Genomic DNA, 14964 nt, shown 5'->3' with positions numbered 1-14964 from the left:
CGCCCTGTCCGCCCGGCATGGCGGCGATCACCCGGCGCGCGCCGATGAAGCCGTCCAGCCAGGGCGTGGCGTAGCCCAGGCCCAGAACGTCGCAGTTGTTGGCCTCGCCCCAAGCGTCCTCCAGCCGTCGCGCCAGCATGCGCCGGGCCAGCGCGCCGGTCGGCTCGCCGTAGAAGGTGCGGAGATCGTCGATGCTGCGGCGCATGGGGGGCAGTATGGCTGAAAGTCTGCGCGACTTCATCCATTCTGGGCGGCGGAGGGTTCCTCTTCGCGCGGCTTAGGATAGGGTTTCGATAGGAGACCTCCCCATGACCCTGACCGTTCGCCAGTTTCCCTGCCTGTCCGACAACTACGGCTTCCTGATCCGCGACGAGGCGACGGGGCTGGTCGCCGCCGTCGACACGCCGGACGCTGAGGCCGTCCTGGCCGATCTGGAGGCGTCGGGGTGGGGTCGGCTGGATCTGATCCTGAACACCCACTGGCACGCCGATCACACCGGCGGCAACGAACGGTTGCAGGCCGAGACGGGCTGCGAGATCGCCGGGCCGGAAGAGGTGCGCCGCGCGGCGCCGCTGGATCACGTTCTGGTCGACGGTGAGGCGGTGCGCCTGGGTGAAACGACCTTCGATGTGGTGCTGTCGCCGGGTCATACCCTGGGCCATGTGGTCTATCATGCGGCCGACGACGGCCTGGCCTTCGTCGGCGACGTCATCTTCGCCCTGGGCTGCGGGCGGCTGTTCGAGGGAACGCCGCAGCAGATGTGGGACAGCCTGAACCGCATCGCCGCCTGGCCCGAAGCGACGACGCTTTACTGCGCCCATGAATATACGGCCTCGAACGCCCGCTTCGCCCTGTCGCTGCCGGACGCCGACGAGGCGTTGAAGGCGCACGCCGAGGCCATCTTCGCCGCTCGTGAGCGTGGGGAGGCAAGCGTGCCGACCACGGTGGGGATCGAGCGTCGCTTCAACCCCTTCCTGCGCGCCCGCGACGCCGCCGACTTCGCCGAGCGCCGCGCCCTCAAGGACAGCTTCAAGGGCTAGGGCGCCCGCCGGATTTTCCAGTCACCCATCATCGGAGATGTTCATGCAGTTGAAGGATCGGGTCGCCATCGTGACCGGCGCGGGCGGGGGTCTGGGCCGCTGTCACGCCCTCTATCTGGCCGGTCAGGGCGCCAAGGTCGTGGTCAACGACCTGACCGAGGCGGCGGCGCAGGGCGTGGCGGACGAGATCGTCGCGGCGGGCGGCCAGGCGATGGCGGCGGGGGGCTCCGTCACCGACGTCGACGCGGTTCAGGCCATGGTCGAGGCGGCGATGAAGGCCTGGGGCCGCATCGACATCCTGATCAACAACGCCGGCATCCTGCGCGACAAGAGCTTTTCGAAGATGACGCTGGATGACTTCCGCCTGGTGGTGGACGTGCATCTGATGGGTGCGGCCATCTGCTCCAAGGCCGTGTGGGAGATCATGCGCGCGCAGACCTACGGCCGCATCGTCATGACGACCTCTTCGTCCGGCCTCTACGGCAATTTCGGCCAGGCCAACTATGGCGCGGCCAAGCTGGCTCAGGTCGGCCTGATGCAGACCCTGGCCATCGAGGGCGCCAAGCATAACATCAAGGTCAACGCCCTGGCGCCGACCGCCGCCACCCAGATGACGGCGGGCATCTTGTCGGAGGAGGGGCTGAAGGCGCTGGACCCGGCCCTGGTCAGCCCCGGCCTGCTGGCGCTGGTGGGCGAGGCGGCGCCGACGCGGGCCATCCTGTGCGCGGGCAGCGGGCATTTCGCCACGGCCAACATCACCCTGACGCCGGGCGTGCGGATCGGCGGGGGCGTGGATGCGGGCGAGCAGCTGATCGCGCGCTGGGCCGAGGCCACGAACCGCGAGGGCGAGATCGTGCCGGAGTTCGGCTTCCAGCAGGCGGCGCAGGAGATGGCCTCGGCGGGCGTGACGGCGCCGATGGCGGCGGGTTGAGCCTTCAGGCGCGGCGGCGGTCGTCGTCGCGCCACAGCCACAGGGCGCCGAAGACCAGCGCCAGGGCGACCAGCATCAGCGCCTGGGGCGCGACCTCGGCCAGGCTGGCGCCCATGGCGTTCATCCGCACGAAGGCCTGAACCGCCGCGGTCGAGGGCGACAGGTGCGCCAGCCAGACCAGCAGTTTGGGCATCATGAAGTGCGGCCAGGCCGCGCCCGCCAGGAAGAACAGCGGCGCTGACGTGCCGACCAGCACCTGCAACACCCGCTCATGCCGGTCGAACAGTCCGCCGAGCAGCAGGCCCAGCGCCGCAACCCCGGCCGAGAAGACCGGCGCCAACAGGATCACCCCGGCCATGTCGCCCGCGCGCGGATAGTCCTGAAGCCAGAAGACGAAGCCGAAATAGAACAGGCAGGACGCCGTGCCGATCGCGGTCAGCGCCAGCCACAGACCCAGCCGGGCGCTGCGCCGCAGGGGAGCGGCGCCGGTCTCGCGACGCAGGGCGGCGATGACGCCCGCGCCCAGCAGCAGGGTCTGTTGCAGGATGATCAGGCTGACGGCGGGCACGGCGTAGTCGCCATAGCCCTCGGTCGGGTTGAACAGGGAGACCTGTTTCAGGCTCGGGGCCAACCGGGCCGCGCGGGCGGCCTCGGGCAGGCCCTCCAGCCGCGTCTCGGCGACATGGGCGGCGGCGGCAGCGACCGCCTTGCCGACAGATGTGACGCGGACGAGATAGCCGCCGTTCAGCCAGACGGCCACGCCGTCGGGCGCGCCGCGCGCCAGGTCGGCCTCGAACCGTTCGGGCAGGATGACGACGCCGTCGACCACGCCGCGCCGCATCAGGTCGGACGCCTGGGCGGTCGAGGGGATGACGGCGGCGACCTCGACCGCATGGGAGGCGTTCAGGTCTTCGACCAGGGCGCGGGTCAGGGCGCTCTGCGTCGGCGTCACCACGGCGACCGGCAGGCCCGTCGCCGCCTGCCCGGCGTAGGCCGCCGGATAGTAGAAGGCGTAGAGGACCACGGCCAGGATCAGCAGGCTGCTGACCGGCCGGGCGCGCGGCAGGTTGCGGAAGGTCGCGATGAAGGCGGCGCCGACGCCCTGTTCGGGCAGAGGAAAGGCCAGCGCCTCGGCCTTGGGCGCGCGCCGCGCGCGCAGGCGGATCAGCACGGCCGACAGGATCAGGGCGATCAGGGCGACAACGCTCAGGATCATCAGGTCGCGCCAGGCGCCGCCGGGCGTCGCGCCTGTCACCATCTGACCGGTCTGAAGGCGCAGGTAGTGGGTGTAGGGCAGGATGTCGCTCCAGATCCGGGCGAAGCGCGGCCCGTGATCCAGCGGCAGGGTGCCGTTCGAGAAGGCGATGGCCGCGCCCGAATAGATGGCGGTGGCCGAGAAGGCCATGTCGACGTCCCCCAGCAGGGCGACCAGCAGGGCCGACAGGGCGACGCTGACCGCCATCAGGGCGACCACGCCCAGCATCAGCAGGGGCAGCGACCCCGCCACGCCCCAGCCCCTGACCCCGCACAGCCAGCCGATCCAGGCCAGGCCCCACAGGGTGAAGACGACGAAGTGCGGCGTCAGCCGCCCGATCAGGGCAGCCGTGGTCCGCCCGCCGGTCTGCGCTCTGAACGTCTGGAACGACCCGCCCTGCATCAGCCGTCCGACCGCCAGCACCGCCGAACAGGCCGCCAGCAGGTGCAGCACGCCTGGCGCCAGCAGGCCGCCGAGGAACAGCTCGAAACTCAGCTGCGGATTGCCGATGATCGACACCTGGACGGCGGGCGGCTCCAACGCCGTGGCGGGCAGGCCCATCTGGCGCGCCCGTTCTTCCAGCCTCGGCGCGGCGGCCGAAGCGATGGCCGAGGACTGGCCCAGGGCCGACAGGGCGCCGACGGTCTGGAAGGCGCCGTTGAACGACACCGTCACCTGTTCCGGGCGGCGAAAGGCGCCTTCGGTGAAGCCTGAAGGGAAATGGGCGATGCTGTAGACCTCGCCCCGCCGCATCAGGGCCACGGCCTCGTCCACTGTCGCCGGGGCGTGAGCCACGCGCACGCCAGGGCTGGCCTCCATGTTGCGGATGGCGGCGCGGCTGAAGGCCGAGTCATCCTGATCCACCACGGCGACCGGAGCCTGGCGGATCACGCCGGGCGCCAGCATGGCCGCGATCACGGCCAGCAGGATCAGCGGCAGGCCGAAGGCGACGAAGGCGTCCCACGGGCGGGTCGCCAGCCGCCGCGTCTCGTCCTGAACGGCCGCGAGGAAGACGGCCGCGCTGCGCGTCATCGCGAGGACCAGTCGAACAGGACGCTCATGCCCGGCCGCAGACCCTCGATCGGCCGGGCGGGCTTGGCCTTCACCTGGAAGCTGCGCACGTCATAGCCGCTGGACTGACGGGTCGAGCGCCAGGTGGCGAACTCGCCCTGGGGGCTGATGGCGGTGACGCGGAAGGCGGCGCCCTTGATCCCCAGCGCGGGCACGTCGCCGCGCACGGCGGCGCCGATCTTCAGGTCGCGGAACTGGTCCTCGCGCACGCTGAAGGCGACCCAGGGATCGGCCGTGTCGACGATAGTGAAGACCGGCACCCCCGTCAGCACCAGTTCGCCGACATTGGCGAAGCGTTCGGACACCTCGCCGCCGTGCGGGGCGGTCAGGCGGGTCTCGCCCTGCAGGCTCTCGACCTCGGCGACAGCGGCGCGGGCGCCGCTTACGTTGGCGTCGGCGACCGACTTCTCCTGCGGCCGGGTTCCGGCCAGGGCCTTCAGATACTGCTGGCGGGCGGCCTCGGTCTGGGAGGCGGTGGCGGCGCGGGCGGCGACCGCCTCGTCGCGGCGCTGGGCCGAGATGACGCCCTCGGCGAACAGGTTTTCGGCCCGGCGCGCCGTCTGGTCGGCCAGGCGGGCCGTGGCCTGTGAGGCGCGCCAGATCGACTCGACCGTTTGCACGTCCTCGGCGCGGGCGCCCTCTCGGCTCATGGACTGGATGGCCTGCGTCGACTGCAGCAGGGCGCGGGCCTGGGCGTCCTTGGCCTCGACCTCGGGGCTGCTCATCAGGGCCAGCTCCTGTCCCGCCTTCACCTGATCGCCCTCGGCGGCCAGGAAGCGTTCGACGCGGCTGGGCACCTTGGTTGCGACGGTGAAGGTCTCGGCCTCGACCATGCCCTGCACCTGATCCGGCGCCGGGCGGGCGGCCAGGAACAGGCCCACGACGATGAAGGCGATCAGCAGGACCACGCCCGCCGCGACGATCAGGGGCAGGGGCGAGCGGCGCGGCTTGGACGGGGGCGCTTCGGCCGGCTGGGGCGGCGTATAGGCCGAGGAAGGCGTCTCGCTCATGGGGCGCTGATTCATGGGGCGCTGATCCGGTCGTCGCGTTGCAGATAGTCGTTCAGGGTCTGGTCGCTTCCCGCCGCCGCCAGCAGGGCCGACAGGCTGAGGTCGTATTCATAGGCCGCCGCCGCCCGTTGCAGCCGCGCCGTCCCCAGCAGGTTGCGGGCGTCGATGACCGAGGCGGCGGTCGCCTCGCCCTCGCGGAAGCCGACCTCCTGCACGCGCAGGTTCTCGCGCGCGGCCGCCAGGCTGCTGTCCATCCTCAGGAACTGCCGTCGCGCCAGCTCGACCTGGTTGTAGGCGCGCGTGACCAGCAGGCGGGCGTCGTCGCGAGCCTGGCGCTCGACCTCGCCGGCGGCCGAGGCCTGGGCGCGGGCGGCGCCGAGCATCCTCCGCCGGTCCAACGACGACATCAGAGTGTAGCGGGCGCCCAGCCCAAAGGCCCAGTCCGGCTCGGTCGGCAGGGAATCGTCCGGGTTCATGTTGTAGGTGCCGAAGGCGTAGACCGACGGCTTCATCCGCGAGGCCGCAAGATCCGCCCCGGCCTCGGCCAGATCGCGCCCCGCCTGGGCTTGAACGAGGCGCGAATTCGACTGGCTCGCGCTGTCCAGGAAGATGGCGGCGGGGCCGACCGGATCGCGATTGACGAACAGAGGCGTGGTCGGGGTCACGCCTGTCTCGACGTCGGCGACGCGGGCCAGGGAGGCGACGGCGTTCTCATGCTCCAGCTCGGCGCGGTTGACCTGGCGCTGGGCGGCGTCGCGCGCGACCTCGACCTGAAGGGTCTGGGCGCGGCTGAGCATCCCTTCTTCTTCCATGCGGCGGGCGTTCTTCAGGTGCAGGTCGAAGCCGTCGCGGGTCTCCAGCGCGATCTTCAGCGCCTCGGCCGCCAGCACCTGGCCGAAATAGGCGCGGGCCAGGTTGACGCTCTCCAGGTTCAGGGCCTCCTGCCGCCGGGCCTCGGCCAGGTCGACATTGGCCGCCGCCGCCCGTCGCAGCGCGGGGATGGCCCCGCCGGTGTAGATCGGTTGCAGCGCCGTCACCGTCGGGCGGAAGGTCGTGTCGTCCACCTGCAGTCGGATGTCGTGGGGCAGGGCGGCGAAGATCTCCGGCAGGGCGGCCTGCAACCGCTGCCCCACCGCGTTCAGCACATCGCCCGGCACGTCCGGCAGGTCGGAGATCAGGCCGGGAATGGCGGCGCCCAGGTCGGACTGGGCGCGGTCCAGCGTGTCCGACAGCGACAGGTCGAAGGTCTTGCGATAGCGGATCAGCTGGGCGTCCAGCGACACCGTAGGCCGGTTCAGCCCGGCGGCGACCTGGGCCTGGGCTTCGGCGGCTTCGACCCCGTAACCGGCGGCGCGCCCCAGGCTGGAGGTCGTGCGCAGCCGCGCCTCGGCCTCGGCGTAGGTCAGTGGCGTGCGCGGCGTCTCGACGGCGGCTTGCATCTGAGCCAGGGCGGGGGGCGCGCAGGCCGTCAGAACGCCCGCAGCCAAGGCGACACGCCATCCGTTCCAAGCCCTAGCCATCGCTTCAACCCCGCAACCAGCTGTGAACAACGATCCTGAAGCGCAGCCGTTGCGTCAAGCAAGCGCGCCAATTGCAAAGGGCGCGCTCGCCGTGACGAACGCGCCCCCTTGGCTGAAGATGCAGCCTGTCCGGTCTTAGAGGCCCGGCAGCTTGAAGCGGCCGTCGCGGCGGGGGGCGATGGTGATGCCCTCGCGACCGCCGGTCAGGGCGTCCAGACGCGCGCGCTCGCTGGCGGCGTCGATGGTCTTGCCGCCTTCCGAGGTCTGGCTGACGGTTGCGGCCTGGCTGGCCGGATCGTCCTTGCGCCAGAACATGATGCGGTTGGCCCAGCTTTCTTCCTTGTGCGCCAGGCTGCCGAATTCGTCGTCGACGACGTAGCGAGCCAGCGGATCGGCGCGGTCGGCGCCGGCCTCGGCGGCCAGAATCTGTTCGCCCGGAGTGCGGGTCACGGCCTGGCGCTGACCCAGCAGAATCTGGCGGGCGGCGCTTTCAGGAGCCAGCTCCTGCGGGCGCGGGGCGCCGGGCGAAGGCGGGGTCAGGCCGTATTCCGGCGGCACCACCAGGGGGGCGCTGGCCACGGTGACGAATTCGTCCGGCACGACCTTGGACAGGCCGATGCTCTGCTTCATCGATCCGCAGGCGCTCAGGCTGAGGGCCGCGCCGGCGGCCAGGGTCACGATCAGGACGGGACGGTTACGCATGGGTCGTTCGGCTCCGGGAGGCGCGCCGCGCGGGCGCAGGCTCGGGTCGATAGTTAAGGGGGTGTGATTACGACTTTTCGTGGGCCGAGCCAACTGCGGAACGGCGCTCGGACAAGAAGCTGTCCAGGATCAGCAGGGCGACCCCTACGGTGATGCCGCTGTCGGCGATGTTGAAGATCCAGGGGAACAGGCCCGTGCCGGAAAAGTCGAGGAAGTCGACCACGCCGCCGAAGCGGATGCGGTCGATGACGTTGCCGACGGCGCCGCCCATGACCAGGCCGATGGCGGCGATCAGCAGTCGACGGTCCGCCCGCGTCGCCCACCAGGCCAGCAGGCCCGCCACCACGACGGAGAAGACGCTCAGGATCCAGCGCCCGGCGCCGCCGCCGAACAGGCCGAAGCTGACGCCCGTGTTCAGCACATAGGTCAGGTTGAACACCGGCGGCGCCACCTCGGCGATGCGGAAGCCGTCGGGAATGTGGGTGATGTGTTCGGCGCCGATGGCGCTCAACACCCAGGCCTTGGTCAGCTGATCCAGCACGATGACGGCGAGGGCGATCAGATAGGCGCCCAGGGCGAGACGGGAAATCTTCATGTCCTGCCGGTTAGCAGGAAGACGTTCGACGGCGAAGAGGGAAAGCGCAGGCGCACCGATCGCCGCACGGCCTTCCCCCCCGGTTTTCCCCCGCTATAAGCGGGGCATGACCCTGCCTCATCCGCTGCCCCGCCTGTCCGCCGTCGCCGACGACTACGACATCCTGCTCTGCGACGTCTGGGGCGTGATCCACAACGGCCGCGAAAGCTGGCCTGCGGCCTGCGAGGCCCTGACCAGGTTCAATGAGAAGGGCGGCCATGTCGTCCTGATCTCCAACTCGCCGCGCCCCTCGCCGGACGTGGTGGCCCAGCTGGATGCTCTGGGCGTGCCGCGCAGCGCCTGGAAGGCCTTCGTCACCTCGGGCGACGCCACCCGCATGGAACTGGCGCGCCGCGCGCCGGGCCCGGCCTGGATCATCGGGCCGGATCGCGACTTCGTCCTCTATGAGGGGCTGGACCTGACCAGCGCCCACGACGCGAACGACGCCGCCTTCATCTCCGTCACCGGCCCTTACGACGACACGACCGAGACTCCCGAGGACTATCGTGAGCGCCTGACGCCCGCCGTCGCGCGCGGGCTGGAGATGATCTGCGCCAACCCCGACCGCGTGGTGCAGCGCGGCGATTCCATCATCTACTGCGGCGGCGCCATCGCTGATCTCTATGAGTCCATGGGCGGCCGCGTGGTCATGGCGGGCAAGCCGTTCGCGCCCATCTACGCCCTGGCGCTGAAGGAGGCCGAGGGGCTGATGGGGCGGCCGGTCGATCGTTCGCGCGTCCTGTGCATCGGCGACGGCGTGGTCACGGACGTTTTGGGCGCCGCAGAACAGGCGCTGGACTGTCTGTTCATCGCCCAGGGCATTCACGGCGACGCCGCCAAGGGGCCGGACGGAACGCTCGATCCCGCCCGCGCGGCCGAACTGCTCCGCGCCGAGACGACCTTCGCCCGCTACGCCGCCCTGGAACTGACGTGGTGAGTCTCGCCATTTCGTCGCACCTGCCTTAAAGGCGGCTCATGGTTGATCTGGTCCAAGCGCACCCGTCGGGCGGTTATATCCTCGACGAACTCCACGTCGGCATGGCCGCCGAGAAGACGGTTCACGTCACGGAGGAGCGGATTCGTCTGTTCGCCGAGGCGTCCGACGACTTCAATCCGGTGCACCTGGATGAAGCCTTCGCCGCCAAGACGGCCTATCGCGGACGTATCGCCCACGGCCTGCTGTCGGCGGCTTTCGGTTCGGCGGTGGTGGGGACCATCCTGCCGGGCGCGGGCTCGATCTACATCTCGCAGACGCTGGCCTTCCATTTCCCGGTGCGGATCGGCGATACGGTGCGGATCATCATCACCGTCATCGAACTGGACCAGGAAGGCGCCCGCGCCCAGTTGAAGTGCGAGGGCTTCGTCGAGGACAGGCTGATCATGGACGGCGTGGCCGTCGTGCGCGTGCCGCGCCGCCGCAAGCCCTCGGCCCGCTGAAGGCTGGCGAGGTGGTCGAGGTCATTCGCGACTGGCGCGGCCTGACGGACGCGCAGAAGGGGGCGGCCGTCGCCGTCGGCGCCTTTGACGGCGTGCATCGCGGCCATCAGGCGGTCATCGCCTCGGCGCGTGAGGCGGCGGATCGCCTGGGCGTCCCCCTGGCCGTGGTCAGCTTCGACCCCCATCCGCGCCGCCTGTTCCAGCCCGAGGCCGCGCCCTTTCGCCTGATGACGCCGGACCAGATGGCGCGCGCCCTGGCGCCGCTGGGCGTCGACCGCCTGTATCTGTTGCCGTTCGATCGCGAGATGGCGGGCATGTCGGACGAGGAATTCGCCCGCCGCGTCCTGTCCGAGGGCCTGGGGATCAGACACGCCGCCGTCGGCTTCGACTTCACCTTCGGCAAGGGCCGCTCCGGCTCGCCGGCCCTGCTGCAAGCCTATGGCGAGACGCTGGGCTTTACGGTCTCCGTCACCGACCGCATCGACGACGCCTCGGGCCTGAAGCTGTCGTCCAGCGCCGTGCGCGAGGCGTTGAAGGCGGGCGACATGGACCGCGCCGCCGCCATCTTGGGCCGCCCCTTCGCCATCCAGGGCGAGGTGATTCACGGCGACAAGCGCGGCCGCACCATCGGCGTGCCGACCGCCAACATCGCCATGGGCGACTATATGCGCCCGGCCTATGGGGTTTACGCCACCCGCACCCGCCTGCCGGACGGGCGGGTGGTCAAGGGCGTCGCCAACCTGGGCGTTCGCCCGATGTTCGAGATCGAAGAGCCCCTGCTGGAAGTCTGGCTGCTGGACTTCGACGAAAGCCTTTACGGCCAGGTGCTGGAGACCGAGCTGGTCGCCTTCCTGCGCGGCGAGATGAAGTTCGACGACCTGGACGCGCTGAAGGTCCAGATCGACGCGGATGCGGCCGCCGCCCGCGCGCTTCTGGGCTGAGGCCGTTCGCACGGTCTGCGCTATTGCAGGCGGACCAAGCAGCCCCCAGCTCTACGGAACAATGTTGGCGGGAGGGGCCGTGACAGACCGAAATTCAAACCTGTGGTTCGCCGTGGCGGGTGTTTGCGCCCTGTGGACCGTGGCGGCGGCGCTTGCTGGGACAGGCGTGTCGGCGCCGCTGTTGATCGGCGCTTTGGCCCTGATTTTCGGCGTCAACGGCGAGGCCCGGCGCTGGGTTGAGGGCAAGCTGTCGTGGGCTTTGTCCGGCTCGACTCTGCGGCTCGTTCTGGTGATGATCGGCGTGATGATGCTGTGGCAGACCGTCGGCCTGGAACTGGCCCTGTTCGCCGCCGGTGACGTGCTGGCCTATCTCGAAGTTCTGACGGCGGTCAGCCTGATGACCGCCCAGGCGCGGCTGGCGCTGGTCAGGGCGGCGATGGCGCGGCGCGTGACGGCGCTCATGCAGCCGTTGCGTCGCTTGAAACTCAGAAGTCGGGCGCGCCGTATCCGGCCGAAGACGCCGCCGTCTTCCAGCGACGCCGACGGACCGGCGGGCGTCTGGGCCTTCGCCTGAGGCTTTAGCTCTCCGCCTTCTCGGCGATGGCCATCAGGACGTCGTGCAGCGACTTGCCCTTGTCGTCGATGATGTCGGCGATGCGCCACATCGGGCCTTCCTTCACCAGTTTTAGCGTCTGGCGATGCTCGCGGCCGTGGTTGGTGAAGACGACGTCGGCGGTCGCGGCCTGGGGGCCGTCGGGCGTCATCGTCACCGTCTTCAGGGCGAAGCCGTCGGCGTCCTGGCAGGCGCAGACGGGATCATAATTCAGATAGGGGACTTCGTCGCGGGACTGAGCCTCGCGGAAGTCGACGCCGATCAGGGCGTTCAGGGTGCGTGAATAGAGCGGGTCGCGGCCGGGGGTGATCGCCGCCTCGGCGGGGTCCGGCGTCGTCTGCGGCGTCGCCGCGCGGGCGTAGAGGGCGCGCACGAAGGCCTCGGCGTCCTTTTCGCCCGCCGCATAGACGGCGGCGCGGCCGGTCAGGGCCGACGCGGCGGCCTCGGCCGGAGCGGGAGCCTCTTTTTCCGCCGAGCAGGCCGCCGCCGTCAGGGCCAGCACCGCCGCCGTCGCCAGGGCCTGAAGTCGCATCCGATCCGTCTCCCGTCTGTTCGCCTGGACTATGGCGCAGGGGGCGTGCGGTCTGCTAGAGCTTTCCCAGCATGACCGTTCGCGTGATCCGTCCGATTTCGATTAGCCGCCCGGCGTAGCGCTGCAGGGCTTGCCCCGCGCACGTCGGGATTTCTCGAAACATTTCGCCGAGACGACGCCGCCTTGAGACATCAGGGCATGGGCCGTCCGGCGCCTTCACGCTAGACTGACGCTCGACGCCGTTTCCAAACGGCCGCGCGCGCAAAGACGAAAAGACATTCCATGGCCGACGCCGACACCCAGACCCCTTCCGGCCGCGACTATCGCGACACCGTCTTCCTGCCCGAGACGCCGTTCCCGATGCGCGGCGGCTTGCCCAAGAAGGAGCCGGAAATCCTGGCGCAGTGGGGCGACCTGTACGGAAGCTTGCGCGCCCTGCGTCAGTCGCAGAAGGCGCCGCTCTACGTCCTGCACGACGGTCCGCCCTACGCCAACGGCGACATCCACATCGGCCACGCCCTGAACAAGACGCTGAAGGACTTCGTGGTCCGCTCGCGCTTCCTGCTGGGCTATGACGTCGACTACGTCCCCGGCTGGGACTGCCACGGCCTGCCGATCGAATGGAAGATCGAGGAGCAGTTCCGCGCCAAGGGCCGCCGCAAGGACGAGGTGTCGAAGGAAGAGTTCCGCACCGCCTGCCGCGAATACGCCGGCAAGTACATCGACCTGCAGCGCGACCAATTCCTGCGTCTGGGCATCACCGGCGACTTCGCCAACCGCTACGCCACCATGGACTTCACATCCGAGGCGGCCATCGTCGCGGAATTCCACAAGTTCAAGAACTCGGGCCAGCTGTATCGCGGCTCCAAGCCGGTGATGTGGTCGCCGGTCGAGCGCACGGCCCTGGCCGACGCCGAGGTCGAGTATCACGACCACGTCTCGCCCACGATCTGGGTCAAGTTCCCGGTGGTCGGCGCGACCGACAGCCACCCGGACGACCTGCTGACCTTCCGTGCGGCGACGCCCTCGATCGTGATCTGGACGACCACGCCGTGGACCATCCCGGCCAACCGGGCGATCAGCTACGGCCCCGAGATCAACTACGGCCTGTATGAGGTCACGGCCCTTGAGGAAGGGCTGGACTATGAGCCCTGGGCCAAGCCGGGCGACCGCTTCATCCTCGCCGACAAGCTGGCCGAAGAGGTGTTCAAGGCCGCCAAGATCGCCGCCTGGACGCGCGTCTACGACATCGATCCGTCGGGTCTGGAGTGCGCCCACCCGCTGGCCGCGCTGGACAGCGGCTATGGCTTCTCCGTGCCGCTGCTGGCCGGCGATCACGTCACCGACGATGCGGGCACCGGCTTCGTCCACACGGCGCCGGGCCACGGCGCGGACGACTTCGCCGTCTGGCTGGCCCACGGTCATCGCGAGGTGCCGGACACGGTCGATCCCGACGGCGCCTATTATGAGCACGTGCCGCTGTTCGCGGGGCTGAAGGTGCTGGAGACTGAGGGCAAGAAGACCGGCAAGTTCGGCCCCGCCAACGGCGCGGTGATGGAGAAGCTGATCGAGGCGGGCAACCTGCTGGCGCGCGGCCGGATGGAGCACTCCTATCCGCACAGCTGGCGCTCCAAGGCGCCGATCATCTTCCGCAACACGCCCCAGTGGTTCATCCGCATGGATGAAGAGCTGGAAGACGGCGCGACCCTACGCGACCGGGCGCTGAACGCCATCGACGCCACCGCCTTCCACCCAGCGGCGGGCAAGAACCGCATCCGCTCCATGGTCGAGGGCCGCCCCGACTGGCTGATCAGCCGTCAGCGCGCCTGGGGCACGCCGCTGGCCATGTTCGTCGACAAGCAGACCGGCCAGCCCCTGCACGATCCCGAGGTCGACGCTCGCATCGTCAAGGCCGTGGCCGAGGGCGGCGCCGACGTCTGGTTCTCGGCGCCTGACGCCGACTTCCTGGGCGCGCACGACCCCGAGCGGTTCGAGAAGGTCACCGACATCCTCGACGTCTGGTTCGACAGCGGCTCGACCCACGCCTTCACTCTGGACCCGCGCACGGCGGCGAGCGGCTACACGGGCGACCGCCCGTCGCACTGGCCCGCCGACCTTTATCTGGAAGGCTCGGACCAGCACCGCGGCTGGTTCCAGTCGTCGTTGCTGGAAGGCTGCGGCACGCGCGGTCGCGCGCCGTTCAACGCCGTCCTGACCCACGGCTTCACCCTGGACGAGAACGGGGAGAAGATGTCGAAGTCGCGGGGTAACACCACCGACCCCCTGACCATCATCAAGGAGTCGGGCGCCGACATCCTGCGTCTGTGGGTGGCCCTGGTCGATTATTCGGACGACCAGCGCATCGGCAAGCAGATCCTGCAGACCACGGTCGACGCCTATCGCAAGTTGAGGAACACCGTGCGCTATCTGCTGGGCGCGCTGAACGGCTTCGACGAGGCCGAGCGCCTGACCGATTACGACCAGTTCCCGCCGCTGGAGAAGTTCATCCTGCACCGCCTGTGGGAGCTGGATGGCCAGGTGCGTCAGGCCTATGCCGAATACCGCTTCCAGGACGTGGTGCGGCCGGTGCTGGAGTTCTGCTCCGGCGACCTGTCGGCGCTGTATTTCGACGTGCGCAAGGACAGCCTCTATTGCGACCGTCCCGACAGCATCAAGCGCCGCGCCGTCCGCACGGTGATGGACGAGGTGTTCAGCCGCCTGACCGCCTGGCTGGCCCCGCTGACCCCCTTCACCATGGACGAGGCCTGGACCACGCGCTTCCCCGACGCCGGCACCAACTGCGCGCGGGTGATCCCCGAAACGCCGGGTCAGTGGCGCAACACGGCCGAGGCCGAACGCTGGACCAATGTCGAGACGGTGCTGGAAGTGGTCAACGAGGCGCTGGAAGCCGCGCGTCGCGACAAGGTCATCGGCGGGGCGCTGGACGCCTGGCCGGTGGTGACGGCCCCGGCCGAACTGCTGGCGCCGTTCGAAGGGCTGGACGCCGCTGAGGTGTTCCGCACCTCGGGCGCCGAGCTCAAGGCCGGCGGCGAGGCGGTGACGGTCGAGGTGAAGACGGCCGACTATCCCAAATGCGCCCGCTCCTGGCGACGCGTGCCGGACGTCGGCTCCGACGCCGACTATCCCGACCTGTCGGCTCGCGACGCCGACGCGGTGCGGTGGCTGGACGCGCAGAAAGCCTAAAGGATCAGGCCCCTTCGTTCTGACGGAGGGGCCTTTTTCTTCCTTCTCCCCTTGTGGGAGAAGGTGGCAGGCGG

General features: G+C 69.8%; 13 protein-coding genes and 1 pseudogene. 7 read left to right on the top strand and 7 right to left on the bottom strand.

The features are described from left to right. Window positions 1–205, bottom strand: a pseudogene (locus BDIM_RS18075) (methyltransferase type 11); the annotation flags it as partial. Window positions 206–308: 103 nt separating this feature from the next. Here BDIM_RS18075 and gloB point away from each other — a divergent pair. Beyond that, entirely contained in the window at window positions 309–1040 is a 732-nt protein-coding gene (gloB, locus tag BDIM_RS12470; protein ID WP_003165956.1) for a hydroxyacylglutathione hydrolase, read from the top strand. Between the two features lie 43 nt (window positions 1041–1083). After that, the gene (locus BDIM_RS12465) at window positions 1084–1971 is read left to right on the top strand and encodes an SDR family NAD(P)-dependent oxidoreductase (RefSeq protein ID WP_040346978.1); all 888 of its coding nucleotides are present in this window, start codon (window positions 1084–1086) and stop codon (window positions 1969–1971) included. Window positions 1972–1975: 4 nt separating this feature from the next. Here the strand turns inward: BDIM_RS12465 and BDIM_RS16900 are convergent, their stop codons facing one another. The 5 genes from BDIM_RS16900 to lspA all read right to left on the bottom strand — a co-directional run bounded on the left by BDIM_RS16900 (window position 1976) and on the right by lspA (window position 8124). Beyond that, window positions 1976–4258, bottom strand: a complete 2283-nt coding sequence (locus BDIM_RS16900; RefSeq protein WP_003165954.1) for an ABC transporter permease — start codon at window positions 4256–4258, stop codon at window positions 1976–1978. Continuing rightward, entirely contained in the window at window positions 4255–5322 is a 1068-nt protein-coding gene (locus BDIM_RS12455) for an HlyD family secretion protein (protein ID WP_003165952.1), read from the bottom strand. The genes BDIM_RS16900 and BDIM_RS12455 overlap by 4 nt, the downstream gene beginning before the upstream one ends. Continuing rightward, the gene (locus BDIM_RS12450) at window positions 5319–6794 is read right to left on the bottom strand and encodes a TolC family protein (protein ID WP_244911810.1); all 1476 of its coding nucleotides are present in this window, start codon (window positions 6792–6794) and stop codon (window positions 5319–5321) included. Before BDIM_RS12450 ends, BDIM_RS12455 begins: the two co-directional genes overlap by 4 nt. Before the next feature lie 168 nt (window positions 6795–6962). Further along, a complete protein-coding gene (locus tag BDIM_RS12445; RefSeq protein WP_003165949.1) occupies window positions 6963–7529 on the bottom strand; it encodes a DUF3035 domain-containing protein in 567 nt (188 codons plus the stop codon). A gap of 67 nt (window positions 7530–7596) precedes the next feature. Then, a complete protein-coding gene (lspA, locus tag BDIM_RS12440) occupies window positions 7597–8124 on the bottom strand; it encodes a signal peptidase II (RefSeq protein ID WP_003165948.1) in 528 nt (175 codons plus the stop codon). A 106-nt stretch (window positions 8125–8230) separates the two neighbouring features. On the opposite strand from lspA, the gene BDIM_RS12435 reads away from it, so the two are divergent. The 4 genes from BDIM_RS12435 to BDIM_RS12420 all read left to right on the top strand — a co-directional run bounded on the left by BDIM_RS12435 (window position 8231) and on the right by BDIM_RS12420 (window position 11115). Then, on the top strand, window positions 8231–9100 hold the full coding sequence (locus BDIM_RS12435; RefSeq protein ID WP_003165947.1) for a TIGR01459 family HAD-type hydrolase: 870 nt from the start codon (window positions 8231–8233) through the stop codon (window positions 9098–9100). Between the two features lie 38 nt (window positions 9101–9138). Further along, a complete protein-coding gene (locus BDIM_RS12430; RefSeq protein WP_003165946.1) occupies window positions 9139–9600 on the top strand; it encodes a MaoC family dehydratase in 462 nt (153 codons plus the stop codon). Window positions 9601–9611: 11 nt separating this feature from the next. Further along, entirely contained in the window at window positions 9612–10541 is a 930-nt protein-coding gene (locus BDIM_RS12425; protein ID WP_003165945.1) for a bifunctional riboflavin kinase/FAD synthetase, read from the top strand. Window positions 10542–10620: 79 nt separating this feature from the next. Beyond that, on the top strand, window positions 10621–11115 hold the full coding sequence (locus tag BDIM_RS12420; protein WP_040346968.1) for a hypothetical protein: 495 nt from the start codon (window positions 10621–10623) through the stop codon (window positions 11113–11115). A 4-nt stretch (window positions 11116–11119) separates the two neighbouring features. Here the strand turns inward: BDIM_RS12420 and BDIM_RS12415 are convergent, their stop codons facing one another. Then, window positions 11120–11686: a DUF3828 domain-containing protein gene (locus BDIM_RS12415; protein ID WP_003165943.1), complete on the bottom strand. Its 567-nt coding sequence runs from the start codon at window positions 11684–11686 to the stop codon at window positions 11120–11122. 282 nt (window positions 11687–11968) lie between these two features. Here BDIM_RS12415 and ileS point away from each other — a divergent pair, with 282 nt between their 5' ends. Further along, window positions 11969–14890: an isoleucine--tRNA ligase gene (gene ileS / locus BDIM_RS12410; protein ID WP_003165942.1), complete on the top strand. Its 2922-nt coding sequence runs from the start codon at window positions 11969–11971 to the stop codon at window positions 14888–14890. Window positions 14891–14964: the final 74 nt, after the last annotated feature.

The sequence above is a fragment of the Brevundimonas diminuta ATCC 11568 genome, from assembly GCF_000204035.1.
GTDB classification, from domain to species: domain Bacteria; phylum Pseudomonadota; class Alphaproteobacteria; order Caulobacterales; family Caulobacteraceae; genus Brevundimonas; species Brevundimonas diminuta.
This window is presented reverse-complemented; position numbering and strand designations above follow the sequence as displayed.

What these genes read in the sequence shown, in the direction of transcription:
- gloB (WP_003165956.1), top strand. Translation starts at nt 309, where the DNA reads ATGACCCTGACCGTTCGCCAGTTTCCCTGCCTGTCCGACAACTACGGC.
- BDIM_RS12465 (WP_040346978.1), top strand. Translation starts at nt 1,084, where the DNA reads ATGCAGTTGAAGGATCGGGTCGCCATCGTGACCGGCGCGGGCGGGGGT.
- BDIM_RS16900 (WP_003165954.1), bottom strand. Translation starts at nt 4,258, where the DNA reads ATGACGCGCAGCGCGGCCGTCTTCCTCGCGGCCGTTCAGGACGAGACG.
- BDIM_RS12455 (WP_003165952.1), bottom strand. Translation starts at nt 5,322, where the DNA reads ATGAATCAGCGCCCCATGAGCGAGACGCCTTCCTCGGCCTATACGCCG.
- BDIM_RS12445 (WP_003165949.1), bottom strand. Translation starts at nt 7,529, where the DNA reads ATGCGTAACCGTCCCGTCCTGATCGTGACCCTGGCCGCCGGCGCGGCC.
- lspA (WP_003165948.1), bottom strand. Translation starts at nt 8,124, where the DNA reads ATGAAGATTTCCCGTCTCGCCCTGGGCGCCTATCTGATCGCCCTCGCC.
- BDIM_RS12435 (WP_003165947.1), top strand. Translation starts at nt 8,231, where the DNA reads ATGACCCTGCCTCATCCGCTGCCCCGCCTGTCCGCCGTCGCCGACGAC.
- BDIM_RS12430 (WP_003165946.1), top strand. Translation starts at nt 9,139, where the DNA reads ATGGTTGATCTGGTCCAAGCGCACCCGTCGGGCGGTTATATCCTCGAC.
- BDIM_RS12415 (WP_003165943.1), bottom strand. Translation starts at nt 11,686, where the DNA reads ATGCGACTTCAGGCCCTGGCGACGGCGGCGGTGCTGGCCCTGACGGCG.
- ileS (WP_003165942.1), top strand. Translation starts at nt 11,969, where the DNA reads ATGGCCGACGCCGACACCCAGACCCCTTCCGGCCGCGACTATCGCGAC.